General features: G+C 62.7%; 16 protein-coding genes, 2 pseudogenes and 1 riboswitch. Of the genes and pseudogenes, 11 read left to right on the top strand and 7 right to left on the bottom strand.

Translation table 11 applies throughout. From position 1 onward, the window contains the following. Window positions 1-128: 128 nt before the first annotated feature. The 5 genes and pseudogenes from CFY91_RS09185 to CFY91_RS16210 form a co-directional block, all read left to right on the top strand. A complete protein-coding gene (locus tag CFY91_RS09185; RefSeq protein ID WP_229727125.1) occupies window positions 129-1,013 on the top strand; it encodes a sigma 54-interacting transcriptional regulator in 885 nt (294 codons plus the stop codon). Window positions 1,014-1,200: 187 nt separating this feature from the next. Continuing rightward, window positions 1,201-1,497, top strand: a complete 297-nt coding sequence (locus CFY91_RS09180) for a hypothetical protein (protein ID WP_188390248.1) — start codon at window positions 1,201-1,203, stop codon at window positions 1,495-1,497. A gap of 431 nt (window positions 1,498-1,928) precedes the next feature. Then, entirely contained in the window at window positions 1,929-3,278 is a 1,350-nt protein-coding gene (locus CFY91_RS09175; protein ID WP_093986046.1) for an OprD family porin, read from the top strand. 51 nt (window positions 3,279-3,329) lie between these two features. Continuing rightward, window positions 3,330-3,968: a peroxiredoxin gene (locus CFY91_RS09170; protein ID WP_093986045.1), complete on the top strand. Its 639-nt coding sequence runs from the start codon at window positions 3,330-3,332 to the stop codon at window positions 3,966-3,968. Between the two features lie 3 nt (window positions 3,969-3,971). After that, window positions 3,972-4,118, top strand: a pseudogene (locus CFY91_RS16210) (NAD(P)H-dependent oxidoreductase); the annotation flags it as partial. A gap of 28 nt (window positions 4,119-4,146) precedes the next feature. Here CFY91_RS16210 and CFY91_RS09160 read toward each other — a convergent pair. From CFY91_RS09160 to CFY91_RS09140, 5 genes are all read right to left on the bottom strand, one after another. Further along, window positions 4,147-4,956, bottom strand: coding sequence for a TlpA family protein disulfide reductase (locus CFY91_RS09160; protein WP_093986044.1), 810 nt, complete (start codon window positions 4,954-4,956; stop codon window positions 4,147-4,149). A 245-nt stretch (window positions 4,957-5,201) separates the two neighbouring features. Next, the gene (gene ltrA / locus CFY91_RS09155; protein WP_093986043.1) at window positions 5,202-6,893 is read right to left on the bottom strand and encodes a group II intron reverse transcriptase/maturase; all 1,692 of its coding nucleotides are present in this window, start codon (window positions 6,891-6,893) and stop codon (window positions 5,202-5,204) included. 1,033 nt (window positions 6,894-7,926) lie between these two features. Further along, window positions 7,927-9,567, bottom strand: a complete 1,641-nt coding sequence (groL, locus tag CFY91_RS09150; protein ID WP_093986042.1) for a chaperonin GroEL — start codon at window positions 9,565-9,567, stop codon at window positions 7,927-7,929. Window positions 9,568-9,620: 53 nt separating this feature from the next. Then, a complete protein-coding gene (locus CFY91_RS09145) occupies window positions 9,621-9,914 on the bottom strand; it encodes a co-chaperone GroES (RefSeq protein ID WP_093986041.1) in 294 nt (97 codons plus the stop codon). A 188-nt stretch (window positions 9,915-10,102) separates the two neighbouring features. Further along, entirely contained in the window at window positions 10,103-10,561 is a 459-nt protein-coding gene (locus tag CFY91_RS09140; RefSeq protein ID WP_093986040.1) for an FxsA family protein, read from the bottom strand. Window positions 10,562-10,802: 241 nt separating this feature from the next. Here CFY91_RS09140 and CFY91_RS09135 point away from each other — a divergent pair, with 241 nt between their 5' ends. Continuing rightward, window positions 10,803-11,561, top strand: a complete 759-nt coding sequence (locus CFY91_RS09135; protein WP_093986055.1) for an SDR family oxidoreductase — start codon at window positions 10,803-10,805, stop codon at window positions 11,559-11,561. Window positions 11,562-11,624: 63 nt separating this feature from the next. Here CFY91_RS09135 and CFY91_RS09130 read toward each other — a convergent pair whose 3' ends face one another. Beyond that, the gene (locus CFY91_RS09130) at window positions 11,625-12,245 is read right to left on the bottom strand and encodes a LysE family transporter (RefSeq protein WP_093986039.1); all 621 of its coding nucleotides are present in this window, start codon (window positions 12,243-12,245) and stop codon (window positions 11,625-11,627) included. A gap of 75 nt (window positions 12,246-12,320) precedes the next feature. Here CFY91_RS09130 and CFY91_RS09125 point away from each other — a divergent pair, with 75 nt between their 5' ends. From CFY91_RS09125 to CFY91_RS09110, 4 genes are all read left to right on the top strand, one after another. Beyond that, window positions 12,321-13,286: a 2-hydroxyacid dehydrogenase gene (locus CFY91_RS09125; protein WP_093986038.1), complete on the top strand. Its 966-nt coding sequence runs from the start codon at window positions 12,321-12,323 to the stop codon at window positions 13,284-13,286. Window positions 13,287-13,314: 28 nt separating this feature from the next. Next, a complete protein-coding gene (locus CFY91_RS09120; protein ID WP_093986037.1) occupies window positions 13,315-14,316 on the top strand; it encodes a class I SAM-dependent methyltransferase in 1,002 nt (333 codons plus the stop codon). Window positions 14,317-14,348: 32 nt separating this feature from the next. After that, window positions 14,349-14,475, top strand: a riboswitch (yybP-ykoY riboswitch). Window positions 14,476-14,561: 86 nt separating this feature from the next. Then, a complete protein-coding gene (locus CFY91_RS09115; RefSeq protein WP_093986036.1) occupies window positions 14,562-15,137 on the top strand; it encodes a TMEM165/GDT1 family protein in 576 nt (191 codons plus the stop codon). Window positions 15,138-15,225: 88 nt separating this feature from the next. Further along, on the top strand, window positions 15,226-15,669 hold the full coding sequence (locus CFY91_RS09110) for an ester cyclase (RefSeq protein WP_093986035.1): 444 nt from the start codon (window positions 15,226-15,228) through the stop codon (window positions 15,667-15,669). Window positions 15,670-15,704: 35 nt separating this feature from the next. On the opposite strand, the gene CFY91_RS09105 is transcribed toward CFY91_RS09110, so the two are convergent. Next, window positions 15,705-16,523: a M48 family metallopeptidase gene (locus tag CFY91_RS09105; protein ID WP_093986034.1), complete on the bottom strand. Its 819-nt coding sequence runs from the start codon at window positions 16,521-16,523 to the stop codon at window positions 15,705-15,707. A gap of 166 nt (window positions 16,524-16,689) precedes the next feature. Here CFY91_RS09105 and CFY91_RS16430 point away from each other — a divergent pair. Beyond that, a pseudogene (locus CFY91_RS16430) lies at window positions 16,690-17,982 on the top strand (methyl-accepting chemotaxis protein); the annotation flags it as partial. Window positions 17,983-17,994: the final 12 nt, after the last annotated feature.

Raw genomic sequence — 17,994 nt, 5'->3', positions numbered from 1 at the left:
CCCCTGCCCCTGCCCCTGCCCTGCTGAGTTTTCCCGAGGCGGAAAAAAATGATCAGGAATCATTTTTAACGTCGCACAGCGACGGCCCGCAGGGGGGGCGCCATGGATGGCAGCCCCTAAAAAGCCCATTGAGCATTCGTGCCAAGGCACTGGTGTTCATTGATCCGCGCTCACGGCAACTGCGCGAGCAGGTCGAACAACTGGCCGGCGACTGCGGGCCGATCCTCATCGAAGGGGAAACCGGCACCGGCAAGGAGCTGCTGGCCCGGCATATCCACCGGCTCAGCGAGCGCAACGGGCTGTTTGTTACCCTCAACTGCAGCGGCCTGAGCTCGCAACATGCCCGCGCCGAACTGTTCGGCTATGCCGCCGGAGCCTATCCTGGCAGCCTCGGTAGCCGTGCCGGCTGGTTTGGTTCGGCCAACGGCGGCACGCTCTATCTGGATGAAATCGGCGATTTGCCTCTGCCCTTGCAGGCCGATCTGCTGGCCGCCCTGCAGAGCGGGGAAATCACCCGGGTGGGCGCCCATCAGCCAACCCGCGTGCAGCTGCGTTTACTGGCCGCCACCAGCATTGATCTGACTCAGGCGGTAGCCGCCGGCAAGTTCAACGAGTCCCTCTACCACTACCTGAGCAAGGCGCGCCTGCCCCTGCCGCCACTGCGCGAGCGGGTTGGCGATATCCTGCCAATGGCCGAGTACTTCCTCGGCCTCTACGCGCAGCGCCTCAAACTGCCGCTGCCACTGATCAGCGAAAGTGCCCAGCAGCACCTGGAGGCCTACTACTGGCCCGGCAATACCCGCGAGCTGGAAAATATCATTCACTTTGCCCTGCTGGTCAGCCAGGGCGAGTACATCCTGCCGGCGCACCTCAAGCTGAGCGCGCCCATCAGCCATCTGCCCAGCCTGCTCTACCACCTGGAGCAGTCCAGTCAGGCGCACCTGCTGGCGCTGCAGGACTGGCTGCAGCAGCGCCTCCAGCCACCGCACACGGCATCCTGCCCTGCGGGCTAGCGCCGCTGCGCCGACCACAGCGCGGCACGGCCGTGCTGCAACAGCTTGCAAACTCTCCGCCATTGAGTCGGCATGCACCCGCGCCTAGATTGGCGCCTGCAGCGCAGGGCTGAACCGAACAGCGCAGCGGCAAGCATTCAGGCGGCATCCCACACAGGGGCCGCTCACTTCGACAGTGGAGAACCTTATGCGCAAGTCTGTGCACATGGCGCTACTCGGCCTGCTCCTGGCCGGTCTGGCGGGTTGCGATGTCGCCGAGCAATCGGCGCAAAAACTGGCTGAACAGGCCGAGCAAGCCGTGCGCGAGGTAGCCCGCGAAACCGTCGATGAAACCCTCAAGGAACTCAACAAGCAGGTCGACGAGGTTCAACAATCGACCCAGGAGTGGCTGGGCAAGCCCGCTGAGCAGCAGGATGCGCAACCAGCCGAAGCTCCGCGGATAGATTCTGCCGAGCATCCCGGCGAACTGCCCATCGAGAGCTGAAGCCCCTGCGGCGCGCAGCCCGCGCTCACAAGCACCCTCGCCGCTCAGCCGGGCTTGCCGGGACAGCCCGCGCGACGACTGTCGCGCAGGCCGTTCACGCACCGCGCCCGGCACCTCCCGTCACGGATAGTCGCCAGCCACGGCCCGCTCAGGCAGCCTGCCAGACACCCCGCCAAAACCGCCATCAGCAAACGCCGCTGAGGCGCTGGGCTGCTCACTCATATGCTAAATAGTTATTTAAAAGTGAAAATAAATTCTTTTTATGCTCTATGAAAACTACTTAGAGTGTCCCTCAAGCCGACAGCGGACCACCGCATCGGGCCCATAACAGGGGCTCCTTGTTACCGCTGAAGCTGGCGCCCCCCGCGCCACCGGCTCGAGCCCCTTTGCAGTGCATATCACCGCACAGACCTGCATTTGGAGCATCGAGCATGAACAAGTCCACCCTGGCTCTGGCCATCAGCCTCACCACCCTGTCCTACCAGGCCAGCGCTGCCGGCTTTATCGAAGACAGCACCGCCACCCTGAGCCTGCGCAACTTCTACTTCAGCAACGACAACCGCGAGAGCCAGGACGAGGTCGGCCGCAATGCCGCGCGTAACGGCCAGCAGGAAGAATGGGGCCAGGCTTTCCAGCTCAACTACAGCTCCGGCTTCACCCAGGGCACCGTGGGCTTTGGCCTGGATGCCATCGCGCTGGTCGGCGTCCAGCTGGACTCCGGCGGCAACGGCAAGGCCGGCAGCGACCGTACACCGGGCGCCCTGTTCCCCCGTGACAGCGATGGCAGCGCGGTAGACAACTACGCCAAGGGCGGGGTGACCGGCAAGGTCCGCCTGTCCAAGACCGAGGCCCGCCTAGGGACCCTGCAGCCCAAACTGCCTGTGGTCACCTTCAACGACGGTCGCCTGTTGCCGCAGACCTTCCAGGGTGGGCAGATCACCTCCAACGAAATTGACGGCCTGACCCTGATCGCCGGCCAGCTGGAAAGCACCAAGACGCGGAGTTCCAGCGACGACATCGGCCTGCGCATCGCCGGCGCGACGCTGGTCAACGGCCAACAGGCGGACAGCAACGCCTTCTACTTTGCCGGCGGCGACTACAAGCTGACCAAGGACCTCACCGCGCAGTATTACTACGGCAATCTGGATGACTTCTACAAACAGCACTTCCTCGGCCTGACCCACAACTGGGCCCTGCCGGTAGGCGCACTGAAAAGCGACCTGCGCTATTTCAGCAGCGCCGCCGACGGCAAGAACGCCAGTGCCGCCGGTCGCGCCGAAGGCTACCGCAGCAGCGGTTTCTGGAAAGCCGGCGACAGCCATACCGGTGAAGTGGATAACCGCACCTGGAGTGCGCTGTTCACCTACAGCCTGAGCGGCCATGCCCTCAGCGCCGGTTATCAGCAAGTATCCGGCGACAGCGCCTTCCCCTTCCTCAACCAGGGTGATGGGGCCACCGCCTACCTGATCACCGACCGGCAGATCAGCAACTTCGCCCGCGCCGGCCAACGTACCTGGCTGGCCGAATACGGCTATGACTTCGCCAGCGCCGGCCTGCCCGGTCTGAAAGCCACAGTCACCTACCTGAACAGCGACAACATCCAGAATGCCGGCGCGGATCAACAGGAATGGGAGCGCGACTTCCGGCTGGACTACACCCTGCAGCAAGGTGCCCTCAAGGGCCTTGGTTTCTCCTGGCGCAACGCCAGCCTGCGCAGCGAAGCCACCAGCGATACCGACCAGAACCGCCTGATCGTCAGCTACAGCCTGCCGCTGCTCTGACAGAACCGCGTTATCCGTCAGCAGAGCACAACTCACTCAAGGAGCACACGCATGACCATCCGCCTCGGCGACATCGCCCCCGACTTTGAACAGGACTCCACTGCCGGTCGCATTCGCTTCCACGAATGGCTGGGCCATAGCTGGGGAGTGCTGTTCTCCCACCCGGCCCACTTCACCCTGGTATGCACCACCGAACTGGGCTTTACCGCCAAGCTGCACGAGCAATTCGCCGAGCGCGGCGTCAAGGCCATTGCCCTGTCGGTTGATCCGGTGGATTCACACCTGCGCTGGATCGACGACATCAACGAAACCCAGCAGACCCAGGTCAACTTCCCGATCCTCGCCGATGCCGACCGCAAGGTTTCCGGCCTGTACGACCTGATCCACCCGAACGCCAGTGACACCCTCACAGTGCGCTCGCTGTTCATCATCGACCCACACAAGAAAGTACGCCTGATCATTACCTACCCGGCCAGCACCGGACGCAATTTCCACGAGATCCTGCGGGTGATCGATTCGCTGCAGCTGACCGACAGCCACAAGGTCGCCACCCCGGCCAACTGGCAGGACGGTGATGAGGTGGTGATCGTGCCGTCGCTCAACGATGAAGAGGAGATCAAGCAGCGCTTCCCCAAAGGCTATCGCGCCGTCAAACCCTACCTGCGCCTGACCCCGCAACCCAACCACTGAGGACTGAAGAGGCTGGTCGTATCCCTGGGCGGCAGCCCGAGCCTGAAGTCACGCAGCCATATCCTGCTGCAGCGCGCCACACACTGGCTGCAGCAGCGCGGCGTCGAAGTTAGCAGTTTCCAGGTGCGTGACTTCAATGCCGAAGACCTGTCTGAGCACAGCCAAGTGTTTCCTGATATCAAGGTGACGCCTCGATCTGCTCCAGCCAGTGCGACAAGCTAGCCGCAGACAGCTCGCCCAGGTGGCTGGCGCGTAGTTGGCCGTGCCTATCGTAGAACAGGGTGGTCGGCAGCATCCGCGAACCGACCTGCCCACCCAGCTGTCCAGCCGGATCCAACAGCACGGGCAGTGACTGCAAGCCGGCCTCCTCGATAAAACGTCTGACCACCTCAGGCAACTCACCCTGGTTGACCAGCACAAAACGCACCTGCGACGCCGTGATATGCGCCTGTTGCAGCACCGGCATCTCGCGCCGGCAGGGCGGGCACCAACTGGCCCACAGGTTGACCACCAGGGGCTGCCCCCGGTAGTCGGCAAGTCTCTGCGGCTTACCATGCAGGTCCTGCAGGGTCAGCGCAGGCAAGGACTGAGCAGCAGCCTGCCTATCCAATAGCCAGTGCCCAGCAGCCCAACTCAGCAGCCCCACGCCCAGTCCGGCCAGCAAGGCCACACGCAGGCGTGGGGTGCGCCAAGCCAGTAGCCCTGCCACAGGCAGGGCCAGGCCGATACCTGCCCAGGCAGTAAACCCACCATCACGCAGGTCGATGATTTTCCAGGGCTGCGCCGCGTACAGGCTCGCGTACTCCAGGACAAAGGCCAGACGGGCGCCCAGCAGCGCCAAGAGAAATAGCAGGAAAAGCTGCGCCTCGGGATTGCCACCCCGTTTGCGCCCCAGCCACGCACCGACCAGACTCGCCAGCAGCAGGCTGGCCAACAGACACAGATGAGCCAGGCCCAACACCAACGGCCCGAGATTGAGGGTCAACATGCGCTCCTCCACGACAGCCCTGAGGTACCTTAACGCCTGCTGCTAGCTGACGCACAGCCATGCGTTGTTGCAACACATGAGCCGCAATGAAAACACCCCGCGCAGGCAACCTGCGCGGGGTGTCGGGTATTGCGTTACCGGGCCTGTACGGCCCGGTACGGGTGGGGCGAATGTCGGGTAAGGAGCGACCATTGCTGGCCGCCCCTCCCCTAAGAACTGTACGTGCGAGTTTCCCCGCATACAGCTCAAGCCTTTGTAAGCCTCTGCACAATCGCAGAAGCCGGTGCCTCACTGTGTATCTGTCGATGACAGTTGGGATGCAGCAACACCAGATTGCTCAGTTCATCGCCGCCGCCCTTGTGCCGCTCGATGATGTGGTGGATGTTCCACCCCGTCTCGAACGTGATCACTTGCTTGCACATCGGGCAACGCTTGTTCTGCGCCAACCAGAGCTTCAGCGTCCTCCGTTTCCCCTCGTCCGATCTTCGCCAGGCGTATTCCAGCCTTTCCTCGAAGTACAGCTCGTCCTGCGGGTCATACGGATTGGCTTGCGCCTTGATCTTCTTGTGCCGCTGTATGGTCGTGTCGTTGGCGTATAACAATGTGGCCAGTTTGCCGCTGGGATACAGCCCGGCGAATACCCAATTGCGCTTACCGATGCGCTTGAAGTATTTCGCCTTGATCCAGCGTTTGCAGCGATTTCCATGTCGCCGCCTGCACCACCGCCACAACAGCTTCCATATCCGGTAATCCACGTAATTGAATGTCTGCTTGGCGACCACCGACCGATGATAGTTGGCCCAGCCCCGTATGACCGGGTTGAGCTTGTCTATCAACAGACTGGCCGGCGCCGTCTTGTTCCCTTCAATCACTGCCTTGACCTTGACCAGGAATGCTTTCAGGTTCTTGTGGGCCGGCTTGATCAGCAGCTTGCCCCCGTACTTGCGAACATTCTGGCCAAGGAAATCGAACCCCTCCGATATGTGCGTGAACAGCGTCTTTTCCGCCGCAAGGGTCAGCCCCCGCTCAGCCATGAAGGCTTCGACGACAGGCCTTACCTCGTTCATCAGCAACTCTTTCGAGATGCCGCTAATGACGAAATCATCCGCATAACGCACATAGTTGACCTTGGTCTTGTAGCTGGCTTTGGTGTCCCGCTGCCCGAACCGGGCTTCGAGTACCTTTTCCAGACCATCAAGCGCCAGGTTGGCCAACACCGGGGAGATGATGCCTCCTTGCGGAGTTCCCGCCTCGGTTGGGTTCAATCGGCCGGATTCCATGTATCCCGCCTTCAGCCATTTGCGCAGGATCGCCTTGTCCATCGGGACGTTGGCGATCAGCCAGTCATGACTGATGTTGTCGAAACAGCCTTTGATGTCTCCTTCCATGACCCACTGCGCGGAGTTCTTGCGGCTGAGGTTGACGAACAACTGCTCAATCGCATCCGCCGTGGAACGGTGGGAACGAAAGCCGTAGGAATTCCGGTCGGCTGTGGTTTCGGACACCGGCTCGAGCGCCAGCAGGTATAACGCCTGCATGGCTCGGTCCAGCATCGTCGGTATCCCCAGCGGTCGGCGCTGGCCGTTGGCTTTGGGTATGTACACCCGCCGCAACGGCTTGGGCTTGTAGCCCGTGCGCTGTAACCGGAAGACTGCCTTCCATTTGCTTTCAGGCGTGCTCCAGGTTTCCCCATCGACGCCCGGAGTCCTGCGACCCCGGTTTTCAGTGACTCGCTTGACGGCCAATGCCTTGGCGGCAAACGAGCGAACCAGCATGCGCTGCAAGGTTTTCACCTGCCGCCACTGCTGGTTCTTGGCTGCCTTCGCAATTCGTACCTGTAGCCCTCTCACCCGTCGATGACTGGTTCCCCAGTCGATCGTGTGCCAGTTGCTGGCCGGGAGGGAGGATGCAGGTACTTCCTTTCCAGACGTACTCATCTTGCTTTCCTCCAAAGAAGATTTCCCTGAAGGAGCAGCGGACGCACGTCGCCCTTGCGGGGGAGTGAGTTCACTACCCCGCAAGGGATTTCTATATGGACGCTCCGGTCTTGCCGGTGGCGTCGGTTCTTGATGGCTTTACAAGCCTTTTTGCGATCAAAGACCAGTCGGAAGTGGGCACCCTTTCGGGTCGGGGCAACGGCCCCTATCCAGCCCCATTACAGGGCGGCATTCGCTTTTTCCGACATCCTTTACCCGCACCTTCAACAGCGTTCCTTGCGGTCGGCCTACCACTGTCATACAGACCAGGGGCGAAGATACGGGCTTACCGAGTTCCATAACTGTCACAAGGATGGGTTAGGCCCTGCCTGTTCACCGGTGACTCAATGTCAGCGTGCCCCCAGATGTAAAAGGGACAACCAGTCACGCACCATTTTGGTCGAAGCCTGTCAGCAACTTAGGCTCCATGCGGTTGACGGTGTTTATCAGCAGTTCACTTACGTTGGCCATACCAACCAGCCTAGCGTCTCACCCGCGTGTTGCTCGCAGGGTCTGCACAGTGCCTCACGGCGACTGCACACCACAAACAGCGTGGGACTACATTGTCAGGGTGCTTCGCACAACGCCGTTACCAGCGATGCACTACCCCTAGGCTACTTTTGGCTGAACAAAAGGTCTCGTTGCCGTCGGCCTTGCGGCTTCCGGTTGAGACAATGACAGTCACGGCTTGCGTCCTACAGGTAGGAGCCGGCCAGCTTCTGGACGCGATTTCCCATACCTCCCCTGCCCCATTACCAGCGAACAGGCTCAGTACGAAATACCGGTTATCGATCCTCACGGAGGAAGACCGCGATATTTAAGCGACTAAGCGCGAATTCTTAGCATCCATTTGGATGCCGGAAATCCGGGCGGTTGTCGCCCGGATTTCGGGTTTTTAAAGCTGTTTCTGCGGGAAAGTAACTACCGGTTCAACCGGTAGTTACCAAGGATGCAGCCCGCTAGGTCGCTTCTACCTATAGCGACTCTCGTCGCACTACATCATGCCGCCCATGCCACCCATGCCGCCCATGTCCGGCATGGCCGGAGCGGCCTTGTCTTCCGGAATGTCGGCAACCATGGCTTCGGTGGTGATCATCAGCGAACCGATGGAAGCCGCCGCCTGCAGCGCAGTACGGGTGACCTTGGCCGGGTCGAGGATGCCCATCTCGATCATGTCGCCATAGGTATCGGTGGCGGCGTTGAAGCCGTAGTTACCCGAACCCTGCTTGACCTTGTCGACCACTACGCTCGGCTCGCCGCCGGCGTTGGAGACGATCTGGCGCAGCGGGGCCTCGACGGCACGACGCAGCAGCGCGATACCGACGTTCTGGTCTTCGTTGTCGCCTTTCAGGCCTTCGATAGCCTGCAGGGCGCGCACCAGGGCCACACCACCGCCAGGCACCACGCCTTCTTCGACGGCTGCGCGGGTAGCGTGCAGGGCGTCTTCAACGCGGGCTTTCTTCTCTTTCATCTCGACTTCTGTGGCAGCGCCGACCTTGATCACCGCAACACCACCGGCCAGCTTGGCCAGACGCTCTTGCAGTTTTTCCTTGTCGTAATCCGAAGTGGTTTCTTCAACCTGCTTACGGATCTGTGCAACGCGGGCTTCGATGTCAGCCTGAGCGCCGGCACCGTCGATGATGGTGGTGTTGTCCTTGTTCAGCACGACGCGCTTGGCGTTACCCAGGTGCTCCAGGGTGGCGCTTTCCAGCGACAGGCCGACTTCTTCGGAGATCACGGTACCGCCGGTGAGGATGGCGATGTCCTGCAGCATGGCCTTGCGACGGTCGCCGAAGCCCGGTGCCTTGACGGCAGCGACCTTGACGATGCCGCGCATGTTGTTGACCACCAGGGTAGCCAGCGCTTCGCCTTCCACGTCTTCAGCGACGATCAGCAGCGGACGGCCAGACTTGGCAACAGCTTCCAGCACCGGCAGCAGTTCGCGGATGTTGGAGATCTTCTTGTCGACCAGCAGCAGCAGCGGGCCTTCCAGCTCGGCCACCATGGTGTCCGGCTTGTTGATGAAGTACGGCGACAGGTAGCCACGGTCGAACTGCATGCCTTCGACGACGGACAGTTCGTTTTCCAGGCCCGAGCCTTCTTCAACGGTGATCACGCCTTCCTTGCCAACCTTCTCCATGGCTTCGGCAATGATGTTGCCGATGGATTCGTCGGAGTTGGCAGAAATGGTACCAACCTGGGCGATGGCCTTGGTGTCGGCGCACGGCTTGGCCAGTTCCTTGATCTGCGCGACGATGGCCGCGGTGGCCTTGTCGATGCCGCGCTTCAGGTCCATCGGGTTCATGCCGGCAGCGACCGACTTCAGGCCTTCGTTGACGATGGCCTGGGCCAGTACGGTGGCGGTGGTGGTGCCGTCACCGGCGGCGTCGTTGGCCTTGGAGGCAACGTCTTTCACCAACTGGGCGCCCATGTTCTCGAACTTGTCTTTCAGTTCGATTTCCTTGGCTACGGACACGCCGTCCTTGGTGATGGTCGGAGCACCGAAGCTCTTGTCCAGTACCACGTTACGGCCTTTCGGGCCGAGGGTGGCTTTCACGGCGTCAGCCAGGATGTTCACGCCAACCAGCATTTTCTTGCGAGCGGAATCGCCGAATTTGACTTCTTTAGCAGCCATGTTCTTGAACCTCTGTGGAATTCGTTAAATCAGCAAACGGAGTGGGAAGGCGCTTAGGCTTCCAGGACAGCGAGGATCTCGCTCTCGCCCATGACCAGCAGGTCTTCGCCATCAACCTTGATGGTGTTGCTGCCGCTGTACGGGCCGAACACCACTTTGTCACCGACCTTCACGGCCAGCGGGCGGACTTCGCCGTTGTCCAGGACTTTGCCGGTACCGACGGCGACGACTTCACCCTGGTTCGGCTTCTCGGCAGCCGAGCCCGGCAGCACGATGCCGCCAGCGGTTTTGGTCTCTTCTTCGCTGCGACGGATTACGACGCGGTCATGCAGAGGACGAAGCTTCATTGTCGATCTCTCCTTGGAGGTTGTTGCTACGGCCGATGCGTGCATCGGCGGGTTAGTAAATACCGGCGCTGCCGGTGGCGACGGGCTACACCCATCGCCGGAATCAACCTTGCCAGGTGATCAGCCACCTGGCGGTGACAGCTAGATGCGGGCGGGGAAATACATTTCAAGGGCCCGGCAGAAAAAAATCACGAATCGCGGCGCTGGTATTCGCCCTCGATGACCTGCGGACGCTGCGCCGAAGCATCCCGCGCGCCGGCCAGGTCATCGGCGAAGGCACGCTGCCGGGCCGCCTGTTCCTGTTGCTGACGCTGCAAGCGGCCCAGTAGCAGATGGCGGCTAAATGGCAGCACGCAGAGCAGCCCGAAGAGGTCACTGATGAAACCCGGCAACAGCAGGAGCAGTCCGCCCAGCGCCAGCAACAGGCCATCGAACATTTCCCGCTCCGGCAACTCACCACGTGCCAGACGCTCACGGGCACGCCAGGCCGTGGCCAGACCGGCTACCCGCAACAACAGGATGCCCAGCACGGCGCTGAGGATAATCAAACCGAGGGTCGGCAATACGCCAATGGCACTGCCCACCTGAATCAACAGCGCCAGTTCCAGCACCGGCAGCAGCAACAACATGAACAGCGCACTTCGCATCGAGAATGTTCCCTTGTGGTCTGCGCATTACATGAGGGCGCGACTGGCCAATATCAAGCAAGCAAGCGACAGCCGGCATCACGCGGCACCAACAACCGCAGGAACACTGCGGGATTCCGTCAGGGGCATTTCTCGGGCATGCTTGCGCACCTGACGCTCACCTAGCCCGTGCCTTGCCCAGAAGCCGCTCCAGCGGACACCGACAAGGCTGAAACCAATGCTGTACTCGGGGGATTACCACATGCAACTGCAAGATAAAGTCATCATCATCACCGGCGGCTGCCAGGGTCTGGGGCGCGCCATGGGGGAATACCTGGCGGCCAAGGGTGCCAAACTGGCGCTGGTCGACCTCAACCAGGAGAAGCTGGACGAAGCCGTGGCTGCCTGCAAGGCCGCCGGTGGTGACGCCCGCGCCTACCTGTGCAACGTGGCCAACGAAGAGCAGGTGACCCACATGGTTGCCCAGGTCGCTGCCGACTTCGGTGCCATCCACGGCCTGGTCAACAACGCCGGTATCCTGCGCGACGGCCTGACCATCAAGGTCAAGGACGGTGAAATCAGCAAGATGAGCCTGGCCCAGTGGCAGTCGGTGATCGACGTCAACCTGACCGGCGTGTTCCTCTGCACCCGCGAAGTGGCGGCGAAGATGATCGAACTGAAGAACACCGGCGCGATCATCAACATTTCCTCGATCTCCCGCGCCGGCAACATGGGCCAGGCCAACTACTCCGCGGCCAAGGCCGGCGTAGCGGCCGACACCGTGGTCTGGGCCAAGGAGCTGGCACGCTACGGTATCCGCGTCGCCGGTGTGGCTCCGGGCTTCATCGAAACCGAGATGACCGGCAGCATGAAGCCGGAAGCCCTGGAAAAAATGACCGCTGGCATCCCGCTGCGCCGCATGGGCAAGCCGGCCGAGATCGCCCACTCGGTGGCCTACATTCTGGAAAACGACTACTACACCGGTCGCGTACTGGAACTGGATGGCGGCCTGCGCCTGTAACAGCGCCCTGCCCCGCCAACACAAGCCCGCCGATCCGGCGGGCTTGTGCATTAAGGCCAGCACTCAGCGCAGTTCACTGACCGCCAGGCGCAGCCCCAGGGCAATCAGCACGCCGCCCATCAGCCGGTCGAACCAGTGCCCCAGCCGGGCAAAACCGGCGCGCACCCGAGCCTGGCCAAACAGGCCCGCCACCAGACAGAACCACAAGGCCGTGGCCAACGCCAGGTACAGCCCATAGCCAGCCTGCACCGACAGCGGCGTCTGCGGGTTGATCACCACCGTGAACAGCGAGAGAAAAAACAACGTGGCCTTGGGGTTCAGACCATTGGTCACCAGCCCGGCGACAAACGCCCCACGCGCGGAACGCCCGGCGGACTGGGGCATCTCCGGCAAGGCCGCCGGACGGGCGCGCAGCGCCTTGTAGCCGATATAGATCAGATAGCCGGCCGCCAGCCACTTGAGCACATTGAACAGCCACACCGACTGGGCGACCAGCAGACCAATCCCCAACAGCGAATAGCCAACATGCACGAAGATGCCGCAACCCACGCCCAGCGCGCACAGGGTTCCGGCGCGCCGCCCGTGAGCCACGCTTTCACGCACCACCACCGCAAAATCCGGCCCGGGACTGGCCACCGCCAGCAGATGCACCAAGGCCACGGTGGCAAATTCTGTCCAATACATGCATCCGACTCCTGACCCGCCACACAATGAGCGGCTACTGTATGCCCTCCTATCCGATGCGCAAAGGTACAGTCCATGCAAAACAGCCTGCAGGCGGTCTTTCTCGACCACGCTTCGCTGGATCGCGGCGATCTCGATATCACGCCGCTGCAGCAGGCCTTTCAGCGTCTCGACCTGTATCCGCAGAGCAGCCCGGCACAGGTCATTACCCGCCTGCAGGGTGCCCAGGTGGCCATCATCAACAAGGTGGTGGTGGATGAGGCCATCATGGCGGCCTGCCCGCAGCTGCGTCTGATCCTCCTGGCGGCCACCGGCAGCAACAATGTCGACCTGGCCGCCGCACGGGCACGCGGCATTGCCGTGTGCAATTGCCAGGGCTACGGCACCGCCTCGGTGGCCCAGCACAGCCTGATGCTGCTGCTTGCCCTGGCGGCACGCCTGCCCGACTACCAGCGTGCGGTGGCCGACGGCGCCTGGCAGCGCGCCGAACAGTTCTGCCTGCTCGATTACCCCATGGTCGAACTGGCCGGCAAGACCCTGGGCATCCTCGGCTACGGCGAACTGGGCCAGGCCATGGCGCGCCTGGCCGAGGCGCTGGGCATGCGCGTACTGCTTGGGCAGTTGCCCGGTCGTCCGGCCAGCCCCCGCCACCTGCCGCTGGAACGGCTGCTGCCGCAGGTCGACGCGCTGAGCCTGCATTGCCCGCTGACCGCCCAGACCCGCCATCTGCTCGGTGCGGCCGAACTGGCCCGCCTCAAGCCGGGGGCTCTGCTGATCAACACCGCCCGCGGCGGACTGATCGACGAACAGGCGCTGGCCGACGCGCTGCGCCGCGGTCATCTCGGCGGCGCCGCTTGCGACGTGCTCAGCGAGGAACCGCCCCGCCAGGGCAACCCACTGCTGGCCGGTGATATCCCGCGGCTGATCATCACCCCGCACAATGCCTGGGGCAGCCGTGAGGCACGCCAGCGCATCGTCACCCAGCTGCAGGAAAATGCCCTGGCCTGGCAGCAGGGTCAGCCTTGCCGGCTGATCAACTGATAAACTGCGCGGCTTTTCAGGAGGCCCCATGGATCCGCGAAGTGAAGTACTGCTGCGCCAGGTTGACTACCTGCAAGGCCCGCTGCTGCTGGCCGGGCTGCCTGCCGACGAACTGCTCGGGCAACTCGCGCAGGCCCACGGCTGGAGCTGGCATGCCGGACAACAGCAGTGGCTGGAGCAGCACTACCCAGGCCGCTGCAGCTTCGCCACCACGCCTCCGGCCATGACCTGGCAGAGCGCAGTCCTGTTCCTGCCCAAGGCGCGCGACCTGGCCGACTACCTGCTCGACTGCCTGGCGGCCAGCCTGCCACATGGCGGGCAACTGCTGGTCGTCGGCGAAAAGCGCGGCGGTATCGAGCGCATCGGCAAGCGTCTGCTTGCCTACGGCCAACCGCGCAAGCTGGACAGTGCCCGGCACTGCCAGTTGTGGCTGGCCGAGATTACCCAAGCACCCGCCATGCCAGTACTCGACGACCTGGCCGAGCCGTTTACCCTGGATATCGACGGCGCACCGCTGCAGGTGATCAGCCTGCCCGGTGTGTTCAGTCACGGGCGTCTGGACCGTGGTACGGCTCTGCTGCTGGAGCACCTGCACCTGCTGCCCGCTGGACATCTGCTGGACTTCGGCTGTGGCGCGGGGATTCTCGGCGCCTTTCTGAAACGGCGCTATCCCGACAGCCGGGTGACGCTGCTCGACGTCGACGCCTTTGCCCTGGCCAGCAGCCGGCTGACCCTGGCGGCCAACAACCTGCAGGCCGAACTGATTGCCGGCGACGGCATTCATGCCGCGCCACGCGAGCTGGCCGCCATCATCAGCAATCCGCCCTTTCACCTCGGCGTGCACACCCATTACCAGGCCAGTGAGACGCTGCTCCGCGAAGCCCGCCAGCACTTGCGGCCTGGCGGCGAGCTACGCCTGGTGGCCAACAGCTTCCTGCGCTATCCGCCGCTGATCGAGAGCCACCTGGGGCCCTGCCAGACGCTCGCCGAGGCCGACGGCTTCCGCATCTACCGCGCCTGTCGGCCTTGAACTTGCCTGACTGCCCGCACTGCGGCACAATCGCCGCCGTCCTAGGGGAGTAGTCTCCCGCAGCACGGCACACGTGCCCGCTGCAGGGCCTGCGTCAACATACTTGGCCAACCGGCCATGGCGCAGGCGACACCGTGCCGCAATGGCCCGCACGGGTTTGACAAGACCTATGACACGCACATCCGGCCCGGGGCGGGCGGATGCGACGTGTCATAGCCGATTGTCACCCGCCCCTGGAAAATCCCATGCTCGAATCCCTGTTGATCCCCACTGCCATCGTTGCCCTCGCGGAAATCGGCGACAAGACCCAGTTGCTGGCCCTGCTGCTCGCCGCGCGCTTTCGCCAGCCCTGGCCGATCATCTGGGGCATCGTGGTCGCCACCCTGGCCAACCACTTTGCCGCCGGCGCCCTGGGCAACTGGGTAGCCAGCCTGTTCAGTGCCGCCACCCTGGCCTGGGTGCTGGCTGCCTGCTTCGCCGCCGTGGCGCTGTGGACACTGATCCCGGACAAACTGGATGACGAGGACAGCCCGGCACTCAACCGCTACGGCCCGTTCCTGACCACGCTGGTGGCGTTCTTCCTCGCCGAAATGGGCGACAAGACCCAGGTCGCCACGGTGATGCTGGCTGCCCAGTACCCGCACTTCGTCCTGGTGGTACTGGGCACGACACTCGGCATGCTGTTGGCCAACGTACCGGTAGTGCTGGCCGGCAACTTTGCGGCCGAACGCCTGCCCCTGGCGCTGATTCGCCGCCTGGCTGCCTGCGCCTTCGCCGGGCTGGCAATGTACGCCGGCTGGCAGGCCTGGCAACTGGGTTGATGCAGATCACAGGCGTAGCGTGACAGGATTGGCGAGAGCGCCGCTGCTGGTAAAGTAGCGGCGGTTTTCCCGCAAAGGATGCAGTGCCATGTCAGTGGATGATCTGAAACGTCGTGTGCGCCAGCACATCGACCTCACCTGGAATCGTGGGCGCCTGGCCCTTGCCGAGCAACTACAGAGTCGCGACTTTCTCTACAAAAGCTCATTCGTCGGCCATCCGCTGGACAGTCGAGGCTATTGCGAGCTGATCGCGCGCATCCGCGAAGGCATGCCCGGCCTGGAGGTCATCGTCGAGGAATGCATCGGCGAAGGCCGCAAGGTGGTGACCTGGAGCACACTGATCGGCAGCATCGACCGCCCGACCCTGGGCTATCCGGTGAGCGACCGCATCATCAGCATCTCAGCCATGGCCTTCTGGTCATTCAACAGCCTCGGCGAGATCGAGGAAATCTGCACCATGTTCGACATGGAAAGCTTCCGCGCCCAGCTCGGCCTGAACAGTCGGCCCTACGCGGAAAAAGCCCTGCCCTGACGACGACCGGCGTGTACCGGCCGTCGTCGGTGAACTCAGCGGCGACCGCTGGCCTGCTGGTAGAACGGCATGACCTTGGGGATCGCCGCTTGCAGCGAAGCAATCCGCGATTGCGACGACGGGTGGGTGCTCATGAACTCCGGCGGTGCGCCCCCTCCGGCCTTGCTCATCTTTTGCCACAGGCTGATGGCCGCCTGCGGGTTGTAGCCCGCCCGTGCCGCCAGCTCCAGACCAATCAGGTCGGCCTCATTCTCATTACCGCGGCTATTGGGCAGCGTCATCAGGTACTCGACACCCATGCTGGCCATCTGCAGGCTGCCGGCATCCACGCCAAATGCCGACCCCAGCTGGGTAGCCATCTGCACGCCATACGCCCGAGACATCGCCTCACGGCCATGCTCACGCAAGGCATGGGCAATTTCATGGCCCATCACCGCGGCAATCTCGTCATCGGTCAGCTGCAACTGGGTAATCAGCCCGCTAAAAAACATGATCTTGCCACCTGGACCACAGTTGGCATTGAGGTCATCACTCTTGATCAGGCTGACCTGCCAGTCCCACTGCGCAGCATCCGCGCGAAACAGCGGAGCCTGGGCAATCAGCCGTTTGGCAATCTGCTGCAAGCGCTTGGCATCTGCACTACTGGTGTCGAGCTTGCCCTGCTGCTGCGCCTTGCCCACCAGATCCTGATAAGACTGCGCATACATCTGGTTGACCTCATCGGTCGACAGCATGCTGAACATGTATTGCTTGCGTTCGACGCCCAGGGCGCCGCCACTGGTGGTATTGACTGCCTGGCATCCCGCCAGGGCCAGCGACAGGCCAAGGGTGGCCAGTTTGAACAGCTGGGTCATGCTGCACTCTCCTTCATGAATCTGCCCTCTATGCTAGTGGTGCGGCCTGGCGATGCAAAGCGCCACATTCCCGCCGCGCTGAACAAGCTGCAAAAAACGACTACGCTTTAGCGAAGGCCGGCCGATAAGCCATGCACAGGCCAACCTTGAGACACGCGGAGCCGCCATGAAATTCAAATCCATTCAGTTTTCCGTGGCCGCCATGGCCGGTGCGAGCATTCTCGCGGTAGTCGCTGCCCTGGTGCTGTATGCCGTACATGCCAGCCAGCGCAGTGAAGAGCTGGTCGCCCAGCGCACCCAGGCGCTGCTTGAGCAGGCGATAGAGCAACGCCTGGCCGCCATGGCCAAGGCTCAGGTCCTGCAAATTCAGCGCGAACTGGAAACCCCGCTGCAGATAACCGCTGATCTGGCGCGGCTCAACGCACAATTAGGCCTGCAGGACGCCAACGGCAGCCCGCTGCTGTCAATCAGCCGCGAGGAGCTGTCCGCGCTGGTTCGCGCCACGACCGAACAGAACCCCAAGCTGCTGGGCACCTACATCGGCTGGGAAGCCAATGCCTTCGATGCCAGCGACGACCTGTATGCCGGAGAGACCGGCAACGGTTATGACGGCAGCGGTCGTTTCCTGCCCTGGTGGTATCGCAATGCCGACGGCAGCCTGGGTGTGGACGCCCTAGGCACCATGGAAAGCGAGACCTTGCTGCCGACCGGCGTGCGCGAAGGTGAATACTACCTGTGCGCGAAAGAGCGCAAGCGCTCCTGCGTGATCGACCCGGCGCCCTACGAGGTAGGCGGCAAGACCACCATGCTGGCCTCCTTCACCACACCGATCCTGGTCAACGGCCAATTCATGGGCATCGCCGGTGCCGATCTGGCAGTGGACTTCATCCAGGATCTGCTACGCCAGGCCGACCAGCAGCTCTACGAGGGTGCCGGCGAGATGATCCTGATCGCCAACAACCAGCGCCTGGTCGCCTCTACCCGGGCTAGCGATAAACTGGGCAATCCGGCCAGCGACCTGCTCGACAGCAACGAACTGGAAAACCTGCGTAACCTGCAGCCCGGCAGCATCAAATACGACATCGACCACCAGGCCAATCCGGCTGACAGCCATATCGAGCTGCTGCTGAGCTTCACCATCGGTGATACCGCCAGCCAATGGACGCTACTCCTGCAAATGCCCTTGGCCACCGTAATGGCCGAACTGGACACCCTGCGCAACGCCCTCGATGAGCAACAGCGCAGCGACGCGCTGAACATGACGCTGGTTGGCCTGCTGATTGCCGCAGGTGGCTTGCTGGCCGTGTGGCTGACCGGCTATGGCATCGCCAAGCCACTGCGCGAAATGGTTGCCATGCTGGACGACATCGCCCAGGGCGAAGGCGACTTGACCCGCCGCCTGGATGTCGACCGAGTCGATGAACTGGGCGCCATCGCCAAGGGCTTCAACACCTTCCTGAGCAAACTGCAA

The sequence above is a fragment of the Pseudomonas fluvialis genome (assembly GCF_002234375.1).
Lineage (GTDB): Bacteria > Pseudomonadota > Gammaproteobacteria > Pseudomonadales > Pseudomonadaceae > Aquipseudomonas > Aquipseudomonas fluvialis.
Note: the sequence above shows the minus strand (reverse complement) of the source record. Positions and strands in the feature narration are given on the sequence as shown.